A 21785-nucleotide genomic window follows, 5' to 3' on the forward strand; every position below is an offset into this window, starting at 1 on the left:
CGTTGAGCAGCGGTACAGCCATGTCCTTCCTGTGTCTGGCGTCCACGGGTAATCCAGCAAGCGTTGTCATGGCGTACCTCCGGTCGAGCCCACAGGGGGCGAGTGGCTATCGATGGCCGGAACGTTAATGCACTCATGGGCTAGAGATGTGCGATCTGCCACGTTCTGGGCAGACTGTTGCCAAGTTGTGACCTTTTTCGTTTCACAACGTGGATGTGCGACGTGCTGGGAGGATCACTCGTCGTCGCCGAGCCCGCGAGCCTTGAGGGCCTCCCCCATCTCCAGGGCATGACCCACTGCGCCGACGAACATCGGGATGAGGAAGCGCCAGCTGGAGCGCTCCAGTCCTCTCGCCCTGGCGGCTTGTCTCACCTGTCCGACGGATCCGATGAGATAAGGAATGGTGGTCCACATGAGAGCCAAGGTGAGGGCGAACTTCTCAGGTTTGGCCCCCAGAGGACGCAACGGGCGCACCGCCGCGACGATGGCATCCATGAGGGCGCCAGGGTCCGTGGTACACGTGACGAGCCGGGCCATGTAGAGACACGCGAGCAGACCTGCCACGTAGATCACCCCTCGCTGCCACGTGGTGAACACGCAGTGATAGGCGAGGATGAGGGCGTTGGCAATCCACAACGGCGCACCGATGGACAGCGCAGTACGGGCGGGCACCTTGGCAATGACCACGGCGATGATGACGGCCACAGCCAGGCAGCCCACCGAGAACCACCATTGTTTGACGAAGAATGGGGTGACGCCGACCACCAGGACGAGCAGATACTTCGGCCAGACCGGCATCCGGTGGGCCAGGGTGTTGCCGGGACGGTAACCTCCCAGGAAGGCCGAGGCGTCAGCCTTCATTCGACAGTCCTAGGTGCATCATCCGTCTGCGATACCCCGCGATGACGGTTTCTGGATCGCCATCATCGACCACTCTGCCGTCCTCGACAGCCAGCACTCGGTCGAAGGAGGCCGCCAGTTCCAGATCGTGGGTGCAGCACAGGATCTGCTGATCAAGGCGTTCAAAGGCGTGACGGACCATCTCTCGGTTGCGCAGGTCGAGCAGGGTCGTCGGCTCGTCTGCGAGGATGACCGACGGTTCCACGGCGAGAACACTCGCCAAGGACACCAACTGGCGTTCTCCCCCTGACAAGGCGTGGACACTTCGACCGGCAATGGCTTCCAGCCCCTGATCTGCGAGGATCTTCATGGCAACATGGTGACGTTCATCGCGGTTGCGAATGCGTTGACGCAAGGACAGCTCGACGTCAGCGACAGGGGTCGACATGACGAGCTGGCTCATGGGGTTGGTGAAGATGTAACCGACCCGTCTCCGCGCTGCCCTGCCATCGACCTTGGGATCGATCCCATCGACGGTGACGGTGCCGCTGGTGGCTTCCATGAGCCCGTTGACGAGTTTGAGGAGGGTCGACTTGCCGGCTCCGTTCGGGCCGATCACTGCCACCCGACTCTCGGAGACCGTGAGGTCGACCCCGGAAAGGATCGTCACTCGTCGGTGATGGCCCTCGACGTCATACTCGTCGACGTCGACACCGACATCGTTGAACTCAATCACGGCATGAGCCGCGGGAAGGCCGCCAACACCGCAGTGGCAATGAGGCTGGCCAGGATCCCCTTGACCAGATCCAACCCGAAGAGCACGCCATTGGCGATCAAGGCTGCCGTCAGGCTCAGCTTGGCGAAGACCATCAAACCGACAATGCCGCAGAGGTAAACGAGTACCAGGTCCACGAGTGCGACGAGGAAGAGCCACACCGGGAGCATTGACCTGGACGGGCGCCGACGCAGCACCGCCGTCGCCACGGCACCGGCGACGAAGGCTCCCACCAGCCAACCCCACAGGTAGCCACCAGTCGGGCCGACGAGGACACCGACACCGCTTTTTCCACCGCTGAAAACTGGCAGCCCCAGAACGCCGACGAGGAGGTACAGGCCAATGGCACAGCCCCCGCGCACACTCCCCAGGACCATCGGCGTCAACATGACAGCAATCATCTGGAGGGCGAAGGGCACCGCCCCGACCATGAAGATCGGCGGGATGACGGCGAGCACCGCGATGAGAGCTGCAAAGACGGCGATCAGTGCCAGGTCAGTGGCCTGGAAACCTCTACGTGACGACATCACGTTCCTTCCATGAAACGATGAGGCGGCTACCCACGACGAGCGAGCGGCGTCATCGATTGAACAACGTTCAATGGAGCTTATCGAAAGGCGTTGCAGGGTTTTCTGGCACCGTGGCGTCTGCCTGGTGAACGAGGGCCATCATGGCTGCCACACCATCGAGCTGTCCGGAGACGTCGTCGGGGATGGTGTCAGCGTGAATCTCGCCGTCAGCTGTCAGTGAGACCTGGGCGTCACCGCAGCGGGCCTTGCCCTCTGACATGTCGACCGTCCGTGCAGGCTCCAGCAGACCCGACAGGTCCGCTGCGATGTGCTGCGGCCGGTCCTGCGGCGTGGCGGCCAGTAGATCAGCGACGCCGTGAGCACCGGTGAAGACGAACAACGAGTCCATCGGCATGGCATTGGCGCCGCGGATGTCAGTGTCCAGCCGGTCCCCCACGAAGATCGGCGCCTTGCACCCAAGACGCGACACCGTGGCTTCCAGGAGGGGACGATACGGCTTACCCGCAATGACCGGCTTGATGTCACACGTCGTGGCGACGACCTGAAGTTGGGCACCGATGCCGGGGACGATCCCCCGATCAGTGGGACGGGTGATGTCCGGGTTGGCCGCATACCATCTGGCTCCGGCCTGCAAGGCGAACCCGGCCTCCTCCAGCAACGACCAGTCAATGTGGGGGTCGTAGCCCTGGATGACCGCAACCGGATCATCGTCAGCCGATTCCACCGTCTCCAGTCCGCGAGCTCGCGCCTCTTCACGCAGAGACTCGGTACCGACGATGAGCACCTTGGCCCCGACGGGCAACTGTTGGGCAGCTAGATCAGTAATCGCCTGGGCCGAGGTGACGACATCGCTGGCCTGAGTGGGGATGCCGATGTCGGTCAGGTGCTGGGCGACGACAGCCGCGGAACGGGCCGCATTGTTGGTGACGAAACCCACCTTGACCCCGCTACGACGCAGTTCCGCAATCGTCTCCGGAGCAGCAGGAACCGGGTGGGGCCCCAGGTAGACGACTCCGTCCAGGTCGAACAGGGCTGCGTCGTGTCCGTCGATGAGGGCCTGGCTCACTGATCGTTCTCCTCGTCCGTCTCGATGAAGATCATGTCGTCTGCGTCGTCGTGAGAATCCTCGCTGGGCTGACGGCCATCGATCATGTCGATGCGGTCCTGGCTGTCGAGGAAGTTGGCCGGATCGTGACTGTCGGCAGACACGAACCAGGTGCGAGCCCCTGCACTGTCGCCATGCTCGAGCAGGGTCTCGGCGTAGGCGTAGTGCAGGCGTGCAGTCGCCTCGGTCGGAGCCTTGAGGTTCTTGACAGCGTCGCGCAGCAGGCGCACCGCCTCGGCCTCCTGGCCAAGATCGCGACGCACACCAGCTTGGACGAGCACCAGCTCAACCTGCTGAGCCGGAGTCAGGTCAGCTTCCTGGCCTTCGCGGATGAGGCGAAGAGCAGCCTGAGGACGGCCCAGAGCACGCTCGCAGTCAGCCATCACAGGCAAGAAATTGTCATTACCGGTCATACGGCGAAGGGTTCGATAGTCATTGAGTGCCGAGGCGTATTCACCGGCTTGGTAGGCAGCCTCGGCCGCGACTTCTCGCAGTACGGGCAGACGAGGAGCACGTCGACGCGCAGCCTGGGCGTGGGCGTTGGCCTGGGCCGGATCCTCGTCGAGAAGTTCAGCTGCCGCGACCAGATGCCCCTCGATGATGTGGGCGGTATCGGCGGGGACACCACGCAGCTCAGCTCGCACCGAGGCGGGCAGGGCCTTCTCGTCGAAGTCCAGTGGCGCCATCGGCTCATCGGGTACCTGGGTCGCCTTCTCCTCGCGCGGGGAATCACCGCCCGGACGGTCATGTCGGCGATCGTCCCAGCGGCGGTCGTTGCGGCGGCGATCATCGCGGTCTGCCCTGCGCTCGTCTCGACCTTGGCCGCCCCGACGCGATCCACGGTCGTCTCGCCAGGGACGGTCCGAATCGCCCTCGCGGCGTGGCTTGCGGTCGTCATCCCAACGGCGTCCACCTTCGCGGCGTGGCTTGCGATCGTCATCCCAACGACGTCCACCCTCACGGCGTGGCTTGCGGTCATCGTCCCAACGACGTCCACCCTCACGGCGAGATGTGCGATCGTCATCCCAACGACGATCTGATTCTCCCCCGCGTCCTTGCCTGCGATCATTGCGTCGATCACCGCCGTCGGCCCACGATCGACGATCCCGACGGTCCCCGCCTCGGCCATTCGACTTCGGCTTCCAACCGCCGCGTCCATTCGACTTGCCGGACCTCCCATGACGGCCGGGGCCGCGTCGGTCTGAACCGGATCGACCATTGTTGGGGGAGGAAGAATCTGCCATGTCCCCCATTGTCTCGCACACCCAGCCCTCATGGCGAACCGAGCTGCGCGGCCGGGCGTCACCTGCGTGTTTGCGACTGGCCCAGATGACGACACCAGTACCTGGCTGCCATGGTCCACTTCTCACAACAACCTTGCTGTCCAGGCCAAAACGACCATGACGTGGACACGAGAAAGCGGGCAGACCCGCCAATCAGGTTCTCGCATCGCATTCTGGACTCTCCAGGGATTTTCACGAGCCGAGACTGGATTCACACGTCCACCATCTAGGATCGGTTGATGTGAACCGCTTCGACACCCGTGCCAGGGACTGGGAGATCGACCCCCACAGGCGCAAACACACCCAACGCGTTGCGCGAGCAATCGTCGAGACGATGAGTCCGAAAGGCGACGGCCCGATCCCAGACCAAGACGTCCTGGAGATCGGAGCAGGGACGGGCCAGCTCGCCGTTGAGATGGCCGAGGCGGCCCAGCCGGCGACGTGGACGTTCACCTTGGCTGACACCAGCGAGGGTATGCGCGAGGTAGCGGCCGAGCGAGTGTCACAGCGAGGATGGACAGTCCTCGACCGTGACTATTCAGATCCGACCACTACCCTCGATGACGCCAGCTACGACCTTGTCGTTGCTCAGATGGTTCTCCACCACGTCAAAGACCTGGTCACATTGTTGTCGTCTGTACACGCGATGGTGAAACCTGGTGGATCATTCATCGCCATTGATCTCACCGAGGAAGAGGGGCGCGAATTCCACGTTCATCATGGTCATGACGGTGACGTCGACGATCCGGATTATTATCATGACGGTTTCACCGAGACCGCCATGAGGCAGTTGTGTGCGCGGGCTGGATTCAGCGAGATGACGTGGTCGGTGCCATTGACCATCAAGAGAGAACGACACGGAAGGATCATGGAGTTCCCGCTGTTTCTCCTCAAGGCACAGCGTTGACCCTGACGCACCGACACGAGCCCATCGAATATCAGCACATCGAATATGGGCCAATGACTGTCGTCATGGTATCTGTGGCACAGCCTTGTGTGACGTCTTGGGGAAACGACGCGTCATCGCTGTTGTCGGGTTGGTGGTGTGCTGGTTGGAGTGGCCGACTGACTAGAAGCAATAAAGAATGGGGGTGTGTGGACACAAGACAGATTCTTGTGTCCACACACCCCCATTGTTGGGTTGGGTTTCCGGCGGCGTCCTACTCTCCCACACGATCCCTCGTGCAGTACCATGGGCGCTGGAAGGCTTAACTACCGGGTTCGGTATGGGACCGGGTGTTTCCCTTCCGCTATGGCCACCGGAAAAACAGTGGGCACCCCCTTGCGGGGGTGTGGCTCGTGGCCCCCGTGCTGATGGTGGGGGTTGGGAGCCGTATAGTGGATGCGACGCGATCAGAAAGAATTGTGTGTGCCGGGATTGTGTGTAAGTCCTCGGTCTATTAGTACCAGTCAGCTCCACACCTTACGATGCGTCCACGTCTGGCCTATCAACCCGGTAGTCTACCGGGGACCTTACCAGATTCTTCTGTGGGAACCCTGATCTTGAAGCGTGCTTCCCGCTTAGATGCTTTCAGCGGTTATCACGACCCGACGTAGCCAACCAGCCATGCTCTTGGCAGAACAACTGGCACACCAGAGGTCAGTCCGTCCCGGTCCTCTCGTACTAAGGACAGCCCTTCTCAAGATTCCTACGCGCGCAGCGGATAGGGACCGAACTGTCTCACGACGTTCTGAACCCAGCTCGCGTGCCGCTTTAATGGGCGAACAGCCCAACCCTTGGGACCGACTCCAGCCCCAGGATGCGACGAGCCGACATCGAGGTGCCAAACCATGCCGTCGCTGTGAGCGCTCGGGCAAGATCAGCCTGTTATCCCCGGGGTACCTTTTATCCGTTGAGTGACGGCGCGTCCACAAGCCACCGTCAGATCACTAGTCCCGACTTTCGTCCCTGCTCGACTTGTCAGTCTCACAGTCAAGCCCCCTTGTGCACTTACACTCGACACCTGATTACCAACCAGGATGAGGGAACCTTTGGGCGCCTCCGTTACCTTTTAGGAGGCGACCGCCCCAGTCAAACTACCCATCAGGCACTGTCCCTGAACCGGATCACGGTCCAAGGTGAGATAACCAGAACGACCAGAGTGGTATTTCAACAATGACTCCACAACCACTAGCGTGGCCACTTCACAGTCTCCCACCTATCCTACACAAGTCGTCCCAATCACCAATACCAAACTATAGTAAAGGTCCCGGGGTCTTTCCGTCCTGCTGCGCGTAACGAGCATCTTTACTCGTAATGCAATTTCACCGAGTTCATGGTGGAGACAGTAGGGAAATCGTTACTCCATTCGTGCAGGTCGGAACTTACCCGACAAGGAATTTCGCTACCTTAGGATGGTTATAGTTACCACCGCCGTTTACTGGGGCTTAAGTTCACCGCTTCGCTCACGCTAACAGTTCCCCTTAACCTTCCAGCACCGGGCAGGAGTCAGTCCGTATACATCGTCTTACGACTTCGCACGGACCTGTGTTTTTGGTAAACAGTCGTTTCCCCCTGGTCTCTGCGCCCCTCACTGCCACCAGACCGTACAGGCCCAAGACAGATCAGGTCCCCCTTATCCCGAAGTTACGAGGGCATTTTGCCGAGTTCCTTCACCATGATTCTCTCGATCGCCTCGGTATACTCTACCTATCCACCAGTGTCGGTTTAGGGTACGGGCGGACCAGCCACCTCGCTCACGAAGCTTTTCTCGGCAGTACAGGATCACTCACTCACCCACCCAAAGTGGGCTCGCCATCATGCCTCAACCACAATGCCTGACGGATTTACCTACCAGACGGTCCACACATTTAGCCCCGGACAACCATCGCCGGGGATGAGCTACCTCACTGCGTCCCTCCGCAGCTTGTCTACTACATGATCGGTTCACACACTCACCACACCACCACCCAATCAAAGACCAGGCGACAGCAGGCTCGCACGCTTAGCATCACACACCTCGACACGGACGGTGACAAGCCGGTACCAGAATATCAACTGGTTGTCCATCGACTACGCCTGTCGGCCTCGCCTTAGGTCCCGACTCACCCAGGGCAGATTAACTTGACCCTGGAACCCTTGGATAATCGGCGGACGGGTTTCACACCCGTCATTCGCTACTCATGCCTGCATTCTCACTCCCGCACAATCCACCACACGGTCACCCGGCAGCTTCACCTCGCACAGGACGCTCCCCTACCCACACCCATCAGGGTGTGCCACAGCTTCGGCGGATAACTTGAGCCCCGCTACATTGTCGGCGCGGAATCACTTGACCAGTGAGCTATTACGCACTCTTTCAAGGATGGCTGCTTCCAAGCCAACCTCCTGGTTGTCTACGCAACTCCACATCCTTTTCCACTGAGTTACCACTTAGGGGCCTTAGCTGATGATCTGGGCTGTTTCCCTCTCGACGACGAAGCTTATCCCCCGCCGTCTCACTGCTACGCTCCACTTGCCGGCATTCGGAGTTTGGCTGATTTCGGTAAGCTGATAGGCCCCCTAGACCATCCAGTGCTCTACCTCCGACAAGAACCACGCAACGCTGCACCTAAATGCATTTCGGGGAGAACCAGCTATCACGGTGTTTGATTGGCCTTTCACCCCTATCCACAGCTCATCCCCTCCATTTTCAACTGAAGTGGGTTCGGACCTCCACGACGTCTTACCGACGCTTCATCCTGGCCATGGATAGATCACACCGCTTCGGGTCTAGAACACGCGACTAACGCCCTTATCGGACTCGCTTTCGCTACGACTCCCCCACACAGGTTAACCTCGCCACGCATCACTAACTCGCAGGCTCATTCTTCAAAAGGCACGCCATCACCCCACAAGGCTCTGACGGCTTGTATGCGACCGGTTTCAGGTACTATTTCACTCCCCTCCCGGGGTACTTTTCACCCTTCCCTCACGGTACTGATCCACTATCGGTCACCAAGGAGTATTTAGGCTTGACGGGTGGTCCCGCCAGATTCACGCGAAATTCCACGAGTTCCACGCTACTTGGGGAAACCCTCACCAGTGCCACGCTTACAGCTACGGGACTCTCACCCACTCCGGTACGCCTTCCCAGACGCTTCACCTTCACGCAACATTTATCACTGGCCAATCCTGCGGCAGCAGAACCACGACGGCCCCCACAACCCCGCACATGCAACACCTGCCGGCTTGAACACACACACGGTTTAGCCTCATCCGCTTTCGCTCGCCACTACTCACGGAATCACGGTTGTTTTCTCTTCCTACGGGTACTAAGATGTTTCACTTCCCCGCGTTACCTCCCACACCCCTATACATTCAGGGCAGGGTCACCGGACACTACTCCGGACATTCCAGGTTACCCCATTCGGACATCCCCGGATCACAGCTCGTTAACCAACTCCCCAGGGCTTATCGCAGGTTACAACGTCCTTCATCGGCTCTTGGTGCCAAGGCATCCACCGATCGCACTTAACAACTTGCACACACAGCACAAGACACAAAAACTATAAGATGCTCGCATCCACTATACAGTTCTCAACCACCACACGACACCACCACACAACCAACACACAATGCCAGCTGAACGATGATCCGCACCAGGCCACCACACACGCGTGATACCCCAGAACCCCAACAGCATGCCCCCAACCCCACCACCACACACAGCAGCAGCAGGACGCCAATGTTCCACAAGAAGCACAACACCACCAAGCCACCCCCACAACAGGGGCACACCCAGCGATGCCACGAAAAATACTGCTCCTTAGAAAGGAGGTGATCCAGCCGCACCTTCCGGTACGGCTACCTTGTTACGACTTAGTCCTAATTACCAGTCCCACCTTCGACGGCTCCCCCACAAAGGTTAGGCCACCGGCTTCGGGTGTTACCGACTTTCATGACTTGACGGGCGGTGTGTACAAGCCCCGGGAACGTATTCACCGCAGCGTTGCTGATCTGCGATTACTAGCGACTCCGACTTCATGGGGTCGAGTTGCAGACCCCAATCCGAACTGAGACCGGCTTTCCGAGATTCGCTCACCCTCACAGGCTCGCAACTCTTTGTACCGGCCATTGTAGCATGCGTGAAGCCCTGGACATAAGGGGCATGATGACTTGACGTCATCCCCACCTTCCTCCGAGTTGACCCCGGCGGTCTCCACTGAGTCCCCACCATAACGTGCTGGCAACAGTGAACGAGGGTTGCGCTCGTTGCGGGACTTAACCCAACATCTCACGACACGAGCTGACGACAGCCATGCACCACCTGTGAACCAACCCCACAAGGAGGCGCACCCATCTCTGAGCACTCCTGATCCATGTCAAACCCAGGTAAGGTTCTTCGCGTTGCATCGAATTAATCCGCATGCTCCGCCGCTTGTGCGGGGCCCCGTCAATTCCTTTGAGTTTTAGCCTTGCGGCCGTACTCCCCAGGCGGGGTACTTAATGCGTTAGCTACGGCACGGAATCCGTGGAATGGACCCCACACCTAGTACCCACCGTTTACAGCGTGGACTACCAGGGTATCTAAGCCTGTTCGCTCCCCACGCTTTCGCTCCTCAGCGTCAGGAAAGGTCCAGAGAACCGCCTTCGCCACTGGTGTTCCTCCTGATATCTGCGCATTCCACCGCTCCACCAGGAATTCCATTCTCCCCTACCTTCCTCAAGTCAACCCGTATCGAAAGCACGCTCAGGGTTAAGCCCCAAGTTTTCACTTCCGACGCGATCAACCACCTACGAGCTCTTTACGCCCAATAAATCCGGACAACGCTCGCACCCTACGTATCACCGCGGCTGCTGGCACGTAGTTAGCCGGTGCTTCTTCTCCCACTACCGTCACCACAAGGCTTCGTCATGAGTGAAAGCGGTTTACAACCCGAAGGCCGTCATCCCGCACGCGGCGTTGCTGCATCAGGCTTCCGCCCATTGTGCAATATTCCCCACTGCTGCCTCCCGTAGGAGTCTGGGCCGTATCTCAGTCCCAATGTGGCCGGTCACCCTCTCAGGCCGGCTACCCGTCGAAGCCTTGGTAAGCCACTACCCCACCAACAAGCTGATAAGCCGCGAGCCCATCCCCAACCGCACAAAGCTTTCCAACCCCCACCATGCAGCAAGGATTCCTATCCGGTATTAGCCCCAGTTTCCTGAAGTTATCCCGAAGTCAAGGGCAGGTTACTCACGTGTTACTCACCCGTTCGCCACTCGAGTACCCCCAAAGGGGCCTTTCCGTTCGACTTGCATGTGTTAAGCACGCCGCCAGCGTTCGTCCTGAGCCAGGATCAAACTCTCCAATGAAAAAATATCACCCACCCACACACAAAAAAAGTGCAGGCCACGGTGTCACAAGAGAATCCAAAACACTGACCCCAAACACTAACCAAAAAACAATTTAGTCATGTCCAGAATCACAAAGGAATTCATAAACAAATCCGACACATCCAAAACGATGCATCAAAAAAATCATTGACTATCAAAGACACACTGTTGAGTTCTCAAACATCACACCCACACGAAACAACCCCACCCACAACAGGCAGAACCACCCCGAAGGCGACCCGACCAACCCTACCACACCAACCCCAACCCCACAAAACCGCAGGACCAGAAGCCAACCAGCAGAACCAGCCAAACCACGCCACCACCCACAAAGGCAGCAACCCGATCAATTGTACCAGACCAATCCAGACTGTCAAATCCAGAAATCTGGCAGTGAAACAACCATCAAGAAATCTATCCGGCTATTTCAGCTCCCTAAGAGAAGGGAACTCGCAGAAGTTTAAACACTCATCAAACAATCGTCAAATCGTGTCCCCAACAATCCCAAAACCAGGACCATCAGAACTTCCACCAGCTCTCACCCTTACGGGCGGCGAGCCGAGAAGTAACCTTGCCACAATCACACCACCAACGCAAATCGGGGAGGACGGAGGTTGTGATCGGGTGGCTCTGACCCTAGTCGGGCGCGATCAACCCAGCGGCTTCGGAGTCATGCCCCGTGCTTAACGACGACCGTCCGGGAACCACCGTCAGTACGGTAATCCCCGGACGGATGAGGCCATCGCCACAGTCAGCGAGTCAGGGCACCCACCGTCTTCTTGCCACGGCGTACCAGGGCAACTCGGCCACACAGGAAATCGTCGTCAGTCAGACGCTGATCGGGATCGGTGACCTTGACGTTGTTGAGGTAAGCGCCACCCTCCGCAACCGCTCGTTTACCAGCAGACTTCGTATCGACGATGCCAGCGGCAACCATGGCGTCGACGATGGTCGGGTACTCGCCGCCGTCATGATGGCCAGCACCGAGCTCATCGGCCAGGGACATCACCGTCGTTTCGCCGAGGTCACGCAATTCACCGCGTCCAAAGATCGCCTGAGCAGCCGCCTCAGCAGCCTTGCGCTGCTCCACACCATGAACCAGATCGGTGAGATCGTCAGCCAGGCAATGCTGGGCGGCACGACGCCACGGCTCCTCCTCGGTCTTGCGAGCCAAGTCCTCGATCTCCTCACGTGAACGCGGGCTGAAAATCTTGAGGTACTCGATGACCTTCGCGTCTTCGGCATTGAGGAAGAACTGGTGGAAGGCGTAGGCACTGGTCAACTCCGGATCGACCCAGACCGTCCCGGACTCCGTCTTGCCGTACTTGGTGCCATCAGCCTTGGTCAGCAGCGGAGTGACCAGGCCGTGGACGACGTCACCGGTCGTCTTGCGGATGAACTCCGCACCGGCTGTGATGTTGCCCCACTGATCCTGGGCACCGGTCTGCAAGGTGCAGCCGTAACGCTTGTGCAACTCGTAGAAGTCCAGGGATTGCAGCAGGACGTAGCTGAACTCGGTGTACGAGATGCCGCTGTCGAGACGTCGGGCCACGACATCTCGGGCCAGCATTCGGTTGACCGAGAAGTGTTTGCCGACGTCACGCAGCAAATCCAGAGCGGTGTATTCGACAATCCAGTCGTAGTTGTTGACGATCCGAGCGGCATTCGGGCCCTCGGTGTCGACGTACTTGCTCACCTGCTCCTTGATGGACTCGACCCACTCGGCGACCACCGCACGGTCGTTCATCTGCCGCTCACCGGTCATCTTGGGGTCTCCGATGAGGCCGGTCGCCCCTCCGACGAGGAGCAGTGGCTTGTGTCCACGTTCCTGTAGGGCTCGCACCAGCATCAACTGGACGAGGTGACCGATGTGGAGGCTCTTCGCGGTCGGGTCGAAGCCCACATAGAAGGTGACGGGTCCTTGGGCGAGGTGGGCCTCCAATGCCTCACGGTCGGTGGAATCAGCAACAAAGCCTTTCCACTCCAGGTCGTCCAACAGATCCGACACGTCATCGTCCTCTCATCCACACCCCCAAACGGGGCGACTGGGCGTCAGTCTACCGGCAGAGCCGTCTGAGCCCTCGACATGTTCATTCAGGCGTGGACCGGACGCGAGAGAATCTCAGCCGGCGTGCCAGTGGCGGCCATCTGGGAGAAGGCGTCCGCGAGTTCACCGGCATCGACTCCGGTGGCACACATCAGGGCGATGGTGTCGTCGCCGGCAATCGTGCCCAAGATGATGTCCAGCCCCGCCTTGTCGATGGCAGATCCGTAGTACTGAGCAGCTCCCGGAGGTGTCTTGAGCACCACGAGGTACTCGTTGTTGCGCACCTCGGTACACAGCTCCTTGGTCATCCGTGCCAGCTTGATCCACGCCGGTGACCCCGTCGTCACATCTGAAGGGTGTTCTCCCTCAGGAATTGAGTAACACGGGTTTCCAGCAAGATCACGGCCCCTCACGGCACCGATCTCGACGAGGTCGCGCGACAGGGTGCCTTGGGATGCGACAAAACCTTCGGAAGCCAGGATCTCGCCTAACTCGGCTTGCGAGGAGATCCTTCCTTCTTGAATCAGCGCGCGGATGCGGGCGTGACGCGCGGTGCGTGAGGTCGGTGCGGCGTGCCCCTCACTCATGGAACCCCCTTGATTGCGCCCCATCGGCGCAGACGCCAACCATTCGGCATACCACATAAGTATGCGTCAATGGCGTGGCCGGAGTCCAGCCACGAGTCACAGGACGCTCTCCATGCCGGCGATGAAGATTCCCAACGCGAGGTCGAAATCGGCATCGTGTCGGGCCAGATCGACCTCTCCCATGACGCCCAGGTCATGGAGCTGGGTGCGCGTCTGCTCCTCCATGGTGTGACCAAGGACGAGGTGGACGATGGCACGACAGACTCCCCCGGCGCGATCAGCATCACAACCATGAGCTACCAGGAACTCACACAAGGTCTTGGCGGGATCAACTTCTGCCAGCCCCACCGAAATGGTCGAGGCCACCAGTTCCGCGCCGTCACGGTGGGCCAGCAGGGTGCGTCGGAAACACCGAGCCCATTCGTCAACCCCCTCAGCGAGGCCAGAGTCCCTATTTGGAACCGACGTCGGGCCCCCGTCCACCGACAAGATCTCATCGCTGACTGCGGCCAACAGGGTTTGCTTGTTGGCAACATGCCAGTACAGGGCGCCAGCCTTGACACCGAGCCGTTCGGCCAGCCGCCGCATGGACAGGTCGCCTAGCCCATAGGTGTCGAGGATCTCAACCCCGGCCCGGACGACGTCGGACTTGGTCAGACTCACGGCGACTCCTCGAACTCGCTGACTTCTCGATGAGATTTTTGCCGGGGGTGGCCCACGTCGGTCCAACCCCATGGACTACATTGAACTCCGTTCAATCCTGAACGGTGTTCAGGACGTCTCCAGTCTCGGAAGGACCAGAGCATTGCTGAATCTAGCCGACATGACCGAGCGCGGCCTGAGGGGGGAGTCGATCACTCGCGAGGAGGCTCTCGAAATTCTTCGCAGTAGTGACGACGAGCTGATGTCGATCATCGCGGCTGCCGGAAAGGTTCGTCGCCACTTCTTCGACAACCGGGTGCGCCTCAACTACCTGGTCAACCTCAAGTCGGGTCTGTGCCCAGAGGACTGCTCTTACTGCTCGCAGCGCCTGGGGTCACGCGCAGACATCATGAAGTACTCCTGGGCCTCCCCAGAGAAGGTGCACGAGGCCGTCGAAGCTGGCATCGCCGGTGGCGCCCGTCGCGTCTGCATGGTGGCCTCGGGCCATGGCCCTTCCAAGCGCGACGTCGAGCGTGTCAACGGCATGGTGCGCTCCCTCAAGGCCGACCATCCCGACGTCGAGGTCTGCGTCTGCCTGGGCTTCGTGGACGACGAGAAGGCCGCATCCATCAAGGAGGCCGGAGCCGACGCCTACAACCACAACGCCAACACCGCCCGCTCCCACTACGGTGAGATTTGCACCACCCACTCCTACGAGGACCGCATGGACACCGTCGAGGTCCTCAAGCGCAACGGCCTGTCCCCCTGCTCGGGAGTCATCGCCGGTATGGGAGAGACCGACGAGGAGTTCGTCGACGTCATCTTCGACCTGCGCGAGCACGGGGTCGACTCGGTGCCCGTGAACTTCCTGCTTCCCTTCGAGGGAACTCCCCTGGCCGGCGGCGCCCAGCACATCACCCCGCAGTGGTGCCTCAAGCGTCTGGCCATGGTCCGCTTCGTACACCCGGACTCCGAGGTGCGCGCTGCGGCGGGACGTGAGCAGCACATCCGTACCATGCAGCCGCTGGCCCTCGAGGTCGTCAACTCCATCTTCCTGGGCGACTACCTCACCAGTGAGGGAGCTGCCGGCGCTGCCGACCTGCAGATGATCCGCGATGGCGGGTTCGTTCCCGAGGGGGCAGACGGCCAGCCCATGATCCACACCGCCGTCGATTCGCACCAGTCGGCCGATCTTCCTCTCAACGCGGTTCCGATCCGTCATCGCGGTATCGGCACCGAGGTTCCGGCCAACGCCTGACACACGTCACCGCGAACCCAAGCCTGAACTGAAACCACGAGGGGCCGACATCACGTCGGCCCCTCGTGGCATCCATCGGTAGGTCTCAGGATCGCAACTGAGCTCCGCAGACTTCCTTGGCGCGCGCCACCGCAGCGTCACGAGCCTCAGCTGCCTCAGCGTCAGTGAGAGTCCGATCAGCAGCACGCAGCCTCAGGTTGAACGCCAGCGACTTGTGCCCCTGCCCGACCTGTTCTCCCTCGTAGACGTCGAACAGTTCGACGGACTCCAGCAACGGCCCAGCTCCCTCGATGAGAGCCTGACGGACATCCTCGCTGGCAACGGACTGGTCCACGACGAGGGCGACATCTTCCTTGGCCACCGGGAAGCTCGAGATGGCGTCGACCTGGCCACCTTGGGGGGCGGCTGCGACCAAGGCGTCAAGGTTGAACTCGACGGCGCAGGTGCGCTGGGGAAGGCCAGCATTCGACACCACAGTCGGGTGAAGCTCACCGGCGTGACCGATGACCGTGCCATCCACGATGAGGGCGGCGCAGCGTCCTGGATGCCAGGGGGCCTGGCGGTCGGCTTTGCGCTCCAGGGTGACACCGAGGGCGTCGGCGGCCTTCTGAGCCACCAGAACCGCATGACGCCAATCGGCCTTGACCGGATCGCCGTCCCAACGATCAGGCAGCCAGTTGCCGCAGACCACCGCAGCGAGCATGCGCGGCTGGGCAGGCAGGGCAGCGTCAATCTCGGTCAGGATCTCCTGAGAGGGAGGCCCGTCGACACCGGGGCGGGGGGCCTTGGCCGGGGTCACGGCACGGAACACCGCACCACTCTCGAAGATCGCGAGATTGTCCTGGGAGCGCGACATGTTCGTCGCGACGGCGTGGAAAAGTCCCGGCAAGAGGCTGGTGCGCAGATAGGGGTGAGTGTCGTCGAGAGGATTGGCGATCTTGACCGTCGCATGACGCGGATCATCGGCGCTGATGCCGAGGGTCTCGAGATCCTTGTCGCCGATGAAGGGCAAGGTGATGAGCTCGACGAAGCCGGCCTCGACAACCGAACGCAACACACGACGACGAGCCTGCTGGGCCCTCGTGAGGCCAGCGGCTCCCAGGTTGGGGGGAAGAGCAGGCTCGATACGGTCGAAGCCGATCTTGCGCCCGATCTCCTCGACGTAGTCATATGCGTCAACGAGGTCTGGACGCCAGGTCGGCGGGACGAGGCTGAGAGAATCGCCCAGCGCGGTCACCTTGACACCTGAGCGGGTCAGGATCTCGATGACTTCCTCGGTGGACACCGTGGTGCCAAGAATGCGGCCCGGCAGCTCAGCGCTGATGGTCTGGTGGGCCATCTCAGGAACCTCACCGACGACAGTCGGCTCGCCGATGGTTGCACCGCCGTACTGAGCCAGCAGCTCGCCCGCACGGACCGCAGCACTGTGAGCGCACACCGGATCGACGCCACGCTCGAAGCGCCGGGAGGCCTCTGAACCGAGCTTGTGGCGTCGGTACGTCCGGGCCACCGTCATGGGATCAAAGTACGCACCCTCAAGGATGAGAGAGGTGGACTCACTGGTCATCTCGGTGGCGGCACCACCCATGACCCCGGCCAGGCCAATGGCACCCGAGTCGTCAGCGATGACCAGATCGTCAGGATCGAGGGTGCGCTCGGTGCCGTCAAGGGTAACCAGATGCTCTGACTCGTGGGCCTTGCGGACCACGATCGTCCCGCTCACCTTGTCGGCATCGTAGGCGTGCAGGGGCTGACCGGACTCCAGCATGACGTAGTTGGTGACGTCGACGGCTAGGTTGATCGGACGCATCCCCGCGCGAGTAATCCTGTCGGCGATGAAGCGCGGGGTCGTGGCGTGCGGGTCCAGGCCACTCACCGGCACCGCGACGAACCGGCTGCAGGCATCGGACTGAATGTCCACCCCAATCGGACCCGCAACCGGGGCGACCGGCTCCTCGTCGTAGGGATCCGGAAAGTGCACGGACATGGCATGGGCCACCTCGCGGGCAATACCGCGCATCGACATGCAGTAACCGATGTCGGGGGTGACGTCGACGTCAAGAACCTCTTCAGGCACCCCGAGAATCGGCAGGGCATCCTCGCCGGGAACCAGCTGATGGCCCTCGACAGAAGGCGGCAGGGTGATGATTCCCTCGTGGTCGACACCGATACCCAGCTCGTCGGCGGCGCAGAGCATGCCGTCGGACATGTGTCCGTAGGTCTTGCGAGCACTGATGGCGAACCCGCCGGGCAGCACGGCCCCGGGCAGGGAGACGACGACCCACGCGCCTTCGACGGCATTGGGAGCGCCACAGATGATGCCGCGTCCCTCGACGCCCTCCTCGACGTTCTTGGGGTGTCCCTCAGCGTTGTACCTGGGCCCGACATCGACTCGGCACCAATTGATGGTTTTGCCGTTCTTCTGCGGCTCAGGCACCGCAGAAAGGATATGACCGATGACGATCGGGCCGGTCAATTCGCCCCCCACGACCTCGACCTTCTCGACGGTCGCGGTGTGATCGGTGAGGGCCTGGGCCACCTGGTCAGTGGTGGTGCCGTCAGGCAGGTTGACCATGGCTTCCAGCCATGACATGGGTACCTTCATCGTGCTCCTCCCTTGAGTGAGCGGCTGAATCGGACGTCACCCTCGACGAAGTCACGCAGGTCAGGGGCGTTGTTGCGGAACATCACTGTGCGGTCAATACCCATACCGAAGGCGAATCCGGAGTAGACGTCGGTGTCGATGCCGCAGGCGACGAGCACCCGCGGGTTGACGATGCCGCAGCCGCCCCACTCGATCCATCCCTCGGAGCGACAGGTACGACACGGACGGTCGGGATTGCCGACCGAGGCACCGTGGCACACGAAACATTCCAGATCGACCTCGGCGCTGGGCTCGGTGAACGGGAAGTAGTGCGGACGGAAGCGGGTACTCACATCACCGAACATGGCGCGAGCGAAGGCGTCGACGGTGCCCTTGAGGTGACCCATCGTGATGCCCTTGTCGACGCACAGGCCCTCGACCTGGTGGAACACCGGCAGGTGGGTGGCGTCGTACTCGTCAGCGCGAAAGACCTTGCCGGGGCTGATGATGCGTACCGGCGGGGTTTGCGTGAGCAGGGTGTGAATCTGTACCGGGCTGGTGGCCGTGCGCATGCACTTGCCGTCGCTGACCGGATCGAGCCACAACGTGTCTTGCAAGGCGCGGGCAGGATGGTCGCTGCCAAGGTTCAACGCGTCGAAGTTGAACCACTCGGCCTCGGCCTCCGGGCCCTCCGCGACGTCCCAACCCATGGCTGTGAAGACGTCGCAGACATCGTCGATAAGGGCCGTGATCGGGTGGGTGGCTCCCTGCGGTGACATGGCGACGGGCAGGGTGACGTCGGTGGTCTCGGCGGCGAGCCGCGCCTCCAGCTCTGCCTGAGTCAACTCCTCCTGGCGAGCCTGGAGAGCCTGGTTGACGCGGCCACGCGCCTGACCGATTCGCTTTCCGGCGTCCTTGCGGTCGGCCGGAGGCAGAGCACCGATCCCGCGGTTGGCCAAGGCCAACGGGGACTTGTCGCCAGTGTGGGCGATGCGCACCTGCTTGAGCTCGGCAGCGGAGGACGCCCCGGCGATCGCCGCCAGGGCCTCGGCCACTCGAGCCTCGATCTGGTCAGCGTCCAGGGTGCTCACCTGCACCGGGTCATGATTCGTGTTGGGGCCACTCATGGGCCTTCCCCCTGATGGGTTGAGGTTGGAAAGGCGCCCGTCTCCGGGCGCGCGTGTGCGACTGGCGTCGATCACCACGAGTCTAGTGGTATCGCCGGTGTCGACGCCGTCAATGACGGGTGGAGGCCGTTCGGTCCTCAGGCGCGCTGTTCACTGGCCGTGGCATACAACACCACGGCAGCAGCGGTGGACAGGTTGAGGGACTCAGCAGATCCCCACATCGGAACCCCGACGACCTCGTCAGCCAGGGCCCGGTCTTCCTGCGGCAGTCCCCACGCCTCGTTGCCCATCAGCCACGCAATGGGTTTCTTGAGACGTCCTGACCTGGCGACGGCGTCGAGGCTGTGTCCTCCCCCATCAGCGGCAAGCACCGTCATCTGGTGGTTGTGAGCCCATTCGACGGCATCGGCAAGGTCGACTCCGACGATGACGGGCAGGTGGAAGATCGACCCCACCGAGGACCGGACCGTCTTGGGGTTGTGCGGGTCCACCGACCCGCGCGTCAGGATCACGCAATCGGCGCCGAACGCATCGGCGCAGCGGATCACCGTTCCGGCGTTACCGGGGTCACGGACCTGAGCGCAGATGACGGCCAGACGGAGGTCCCTGTCGGGCAGTTCGTGGCGGGTGACCTGACGGCAGACGGCGAAGACCCCCTGGCTGGTGACGGTGTCGGACAAGGCATTGACGTCCCCGTCAGTCAGGAGAGCCACCCGAATGCCACGACGTTGGGCGGCCTCGACATGGTCGGCGTCACGCACCGGATCGGATGTGGCCAGCAAGTTCACCTTGCCTGGCCATTTCAGCGCCTCGCGTACCGCCTGTGCACCTTCGACGAGGAAAAGTCCGGATTCCTCACGTCCGCGTCGAGATGACAGACGACGGGCCGAACGCAGCGACCCCTTCGAGATGCGATCCCACCTCGAGCGGTCGTCGTTCGGCCCGTCAGTCATGCCCACGTCAGGCAGCAGCGTTTTGAGGCTGGTTGGCCTTGGCGACCTCGACGAGGCTGTTGAAGGCGTCAATGTCGGAGACGGCCAGCTCGGCGAGCATCTTGCGGTCAACCTCAATGCCGGCATTCTTCAGACCGTTGATGAAACGGTTGTAGGTCATGCCCTGAGCGCGGGAGGCAGCGTTGATGCGCTGGATCCACAGCGAGCGGAAGTCGCCCTTCTTGGCGCGACGGTCGCGGAACGAGTAGGTGGCCGAATGGAGGGTCTGCTCCTTGGCCTTGCGGTACAGGCGGGAACGCTGTCCGCGGTAGCCGGAGGCCTGGTCGAGGACCTCACGACGCTTCTTCTTGGCATTCACAGAACGCTTCACGCGTGCCATGGTGATTCTCCTTGGATCTGCCGGGTCAGTCCCGGATTGGTTCGGGGCGTGTGCCGCCCAGTGGGCTTGAGGACGTCGTCAGTGGCGACGTCGGGGTCGTCAGCGGCCGGGGTGGCCGGCAAGCAGCTTCTTGACCTTGGCGGCTTCCCCCTTGGGCAGCACGGTCTCGCCGGTCAGACGGCGAGTGACGCGCGAGGACTTGTGCTCGTTGAGGTGGCGCTTGCCTGCCTTGCGAGCGGTGACCTTGCCGGAGCCGGTGACCTTGAAACGCTTCTTCGTCCCGGAGTGGCTCTTCATCTTGGGCATGGATGACTCCATTCGTTCATGTGTGTCGTCCCGCGGACCGGAGGGAAGGTCCCGGGCTGGTTCACCGGTGAAGACCGGATCGCCGGGTTCCAAGCAGTGCTCAGAGGTCGATGTCGGGGTCCATGTTGTCGACAGGACCCTTCTTCTTCTTTTTCTTGGCGGTGCCGGCAGCAGCCCGCTGAGCAGCCTCGTAGGCCTTGTCAGCCTCAGCAGCCTCGGCACGCTCAGCAGCGCGACGGTCGCGCTCAGCCTTCTGATCCGCCTTGGCCTCGTTCTTCTTGCGAGTCGGGGCAAGGATCATGAGCATGTTGCGACCCTCCTGCTTGGGAGGGGACTCAACGGTCGCGTACTCAGCCAGATCGTCAGCAAGACGACTCAGCAGATTGACGCCGAGTTCCGGACGGGACTGTTCACGGCCACGGAACATGATCGTGATCTTGACCTTGTCGCCGGCCTTGAGGAACCGCAGGACGTGGCTCTTCTTGGTCTCGTAGTCGTGGTCGTCGATCTTGGGACGCAGCTTCATCTCCTTGATGACGGAGTTCGCCTGGTTGCGTCGCGACTCCCGGGCCTTCTGTGCCGCCTCGTACTTGAACTTGCCGTAGTCCATGAGCTTGACGACAGGGGGCCGGGCCTGCGGAGCCACCTCGACCAGATCGAGGTCCTGCTCGCGGGCGAGCTGCAGGGCCTGCTCAACCCTGACGATGCCGACCTGTTCGCCCTTGGGGCCGACCAGGCGCACCTCAGGAACACGGATCCGCTCGTTGATGCGAGGTTCAGTACTGATGGGGTCCTCCCGGATATCTGTTCACCATGGGGACGTGTCTACGTCTCCGCGACCCGGGTACAGGAAAAGGCCCCCGCGGACATGCGAAGGCCTGACTCATACGGGTGCACACGCACCTTGACGAACATCTGAGAGTCAACTCTCGAGCTCGTCACTGAAGACCCGGCGAACGGTATCCGCCCAGGTGGGAGGTCAGGCCCCCTCTTCCACGTGACCAGTTCTGCACTGATCGCTCGTGCCATGATACGGCATCAGGGGCTGTGACCCCAAATCGGGGAAAGGAC

General features: G+C 61.4%; 16 protein-coding genes and 3 rRNA genes. 2 read left to right on the top strand and 17 right to left on the bottom strand.

The features are described from left to right. Positions 1-234: 234 nt before the first annotated feature. The 5 genes from O6R08_RS06315 to O6R08_RS06335 form a co-directional block, all read right to left on the bottom strand. Entirely contained in the window at positions 235-861 is a 627-nt protein-coding gene (locus O6R08_RS06315) for an energy-coupling factor transporter transmembrane component T family protein (protein ID WP_271417376.1), read from the bottom strand. Further along, positions 851-1576, bottom strand: a complete 726-nt coding sequence (locus O6R08_RS06320) for an energy-coupling factor ABC transporter ATP-binding protein (RefSeq protein ID WP_271417377.1) — start codon at positions 1574-1576, stop codon at positions 851-853. Before O6R08_RS06320 ends, O6R08_RS06315 begins: the two co-directional genes overlap by 11 nt. Then, positions 1573-2142, bottom strand: a complete 570-nt coding sequence (locus O6R08_RS06325; protein ID WP_271417378.1) for a biotin transporter BioY — start codon at positions 2140-2142, stop codon at positions 1573-1575. The genes O6R08_RS06320 and O6R08_RS06325 overlap by 4 nt, the downstream gene beginning before the upstream one ends. 70 nt (positions 2143-2212) lie before the next feature. Further along, positions 2213-3211: an HAD-IIA family hydrolase gene (locus tag O6R08_RS06330; RefSeq protein ID WP_271417379.1), complete on the bottom strand. Its 999-nt coding sequence runs from the start codon at positions 3209-3211 to the stop codon at positions 2213-2215. Beyond that, entirely contained in the window at positions 3208-4494 is a 1287-nt protein-coding gene (locus O6R08_RS06335; protein WP_271417380.1) for a tetratricopeptide repeat protein, read from the bottom strand. The genes O6R08_RS06330 and O6R08_RS06335 overlap by 4 nt, the downstream gene beginning before the upstream one ends. A gap of 373 nt (positions 4495-4867) precedes the next feature. Between O6R08_RS06335 and O6R08_RS06340 the strand changes: the two genes are divergently transcribed. Further along, positions 4868-5440, top strand: coding sequence for a class I SAM-dependent methyltransferase (locus O6R08_RS06340; RefSeq protein WP_271417381.1), 573 nt, complete (start codon positions 4868-4870; stop codon positions 5438-5440). A gap of 240 nt (positions 5441-5680) precedes the next feature. On the opposite strand, the gene rrf is transcribed toward O6R08_RS06340, so the two are convergent. The 6 genes from rrf to O6R08_RS06370 all read right to left on the bottom strand — a co-directional run bounded on the left by rrf (position 5681) and on the right by O6R08_RS06370 (position 14128). Continuing rightward, a 5S ribosomal RNA gene (gene rrf / locus O6R08_RS06345) occupies positions 5681-5797 on the bottom strand. Between the two features lie 116 nt (positions 5798-5913). Then, a 23S ribosomal RNA gene (locus O6R08_RS06350) occupies positions 5914-9000 on the bottom strand. Between the two features lie 285 nt (positions 9001-9285). Next, a 16S ribosomal RNA gene (locus O6R08_RS06355) occupies positions 9286-10810 on the bottom strand. The 16S, 23S and 5S rRNA genes sit together here, the layout of an rRNA operon. A 772-nt stretch (positions 10811-11582) precedes the next feature. Further along, complete coding sequence (tyrS, locus tag O6R08_RS06360; protein ID WP_271417382.1) at positions 11583-12839, bottom strand: tyrosine--tRNA ligase; 1257 nt, start codon at positions 12837-12839, stop codon at positions 11583-11585. A gap of 86 nt (positions 12840-12925) precedes the next feature. Continuing rightward, positions 12926-13465, bottom strand: coding sequence for an arginine repressor (locus O6R08_RS06365; RefSeq protein ID WP_271417383.1), 540 nt, complete (start codon positions 13463-13465; stop codon positions 12926-12928). Positions 13466-13561: 96 nt separating this feature from the next. After that, a complete protein-coding gene (locus tag O6R08_RS06370; protein WP_271417384.1) occupies positions 13562-14128 on the bottom strand; it encodes a TetR/AcrR family transcriptional regulator C-terminal domain-containing protein in 567 nt (188 codons plus the stop codon). Positions 14129-14198: 70 nt separating this feature from the next. On the opposite strand from O6R08_RS06370, the gene bioB reads away from it, so the two are divergent. Continuing rightward, on the top strand, positions 14199-15365 hold the full coding sequence (bioB, locus tag O6R08_RS06375; RefSeq protein ID WP_271417385.1) for a biotin synthase BioB: 1167 nt from the start codon (positions 14199-14201) through the stop codon (positions 15363-15365). An 85-nt stretch (positions 15366-15450) separates the two neighbouring features. On the opposite strand, the gene pheT is transcribed toward bioB, so the two are convergent. The 6 genes from pheT to infC form a co-directional block, all read right to left on the bottom strand. After that, positions 15451-17970 (bottom strand): phenylalanine--tRNA ligase subunit beta, encoded by a 2520-nt coding sequence (pheT, locus tag O6R08_RS06380; RefSeq protein WP_271417386.1) that lies wholly within the window; start codon positions 17968-17970, stop codon positions 15451-15453. Continuing rightward, positions 17967-19076: a phenylalanine--tRNA ligase subunit alpha gene (gene pheS, locus O6R08_RS06385; RefSeq protein ID WP_271417387.1), complete on the bottom strand. Its 1110-nt coding sequence runs from the start codon at positions 19074-19076 to the stop codon at positions 17967-17969. Before pheS ends, pheT begins: the two co-directional genes overlap by 4 nt. Positions 19077-19213: 137 nt before the next feature. Further along, the gene (locus tag O6R08_RS06390) at positions 19214-20035 is read right to left on the bottom strand and encodes a TrmH family RNA methyltransferase (RefSeq protein WP_271417388.1); all 822 of its coding nucleotides are present in this window, start codon (positions 20033-20035) and stop codon (positions 19214-19216) included. Between the two features lies 1 nt (position 20036). Beyond that, a complete protein-coding gene (gene rplT, locus O6R08_RS06395; RefSeq protein WP_069101235.1) occupies positions 20037-20408 on the bottom strand; it encodes a 50S ribosomal protein L20 in 372 nt (123 codons plus the stop codon). Positions 20409-20507: 99 nt separating this feature from the next. After that, positions 20508-20714 (bottom strand): 50S ribosomal protein L35, encoded by a 207-nt coding sequence (gene rpmI / locus O6R08_RS06400; RefSeq protein ID WP_015582520.1) that lies wholly within the window; start codon positions 20712-20714, stop codon positions 20508-20510. Positions 20715-20814: 100 nt separating this feature from the next. Then, positions 20815-21456 carry a translation initiation factor IF-3 gene (gene infC / locus O6R08_RS06405; RefSeq protein WP_271417389.1) on the bottom strand — a complete coding sequence of 214 codons (642 nt, stop codon included), beginning with the start codon at positions 21454-21456 and terminating at the stop codon, positions 20815-20817. Positions 21457-21785 lie beyond the last annotated feature (329 nt).

This window comes from Cutibacterium equinum (genome assembly GCF_028021195.1).
Taxonomy (GTDB): domain Bacteria; phylum Actinomycetota; class Actinomycetes; order Propionibacteriales; family Propionibacteriaceae; genus Cutibacterium; species Cutibacterium equinum.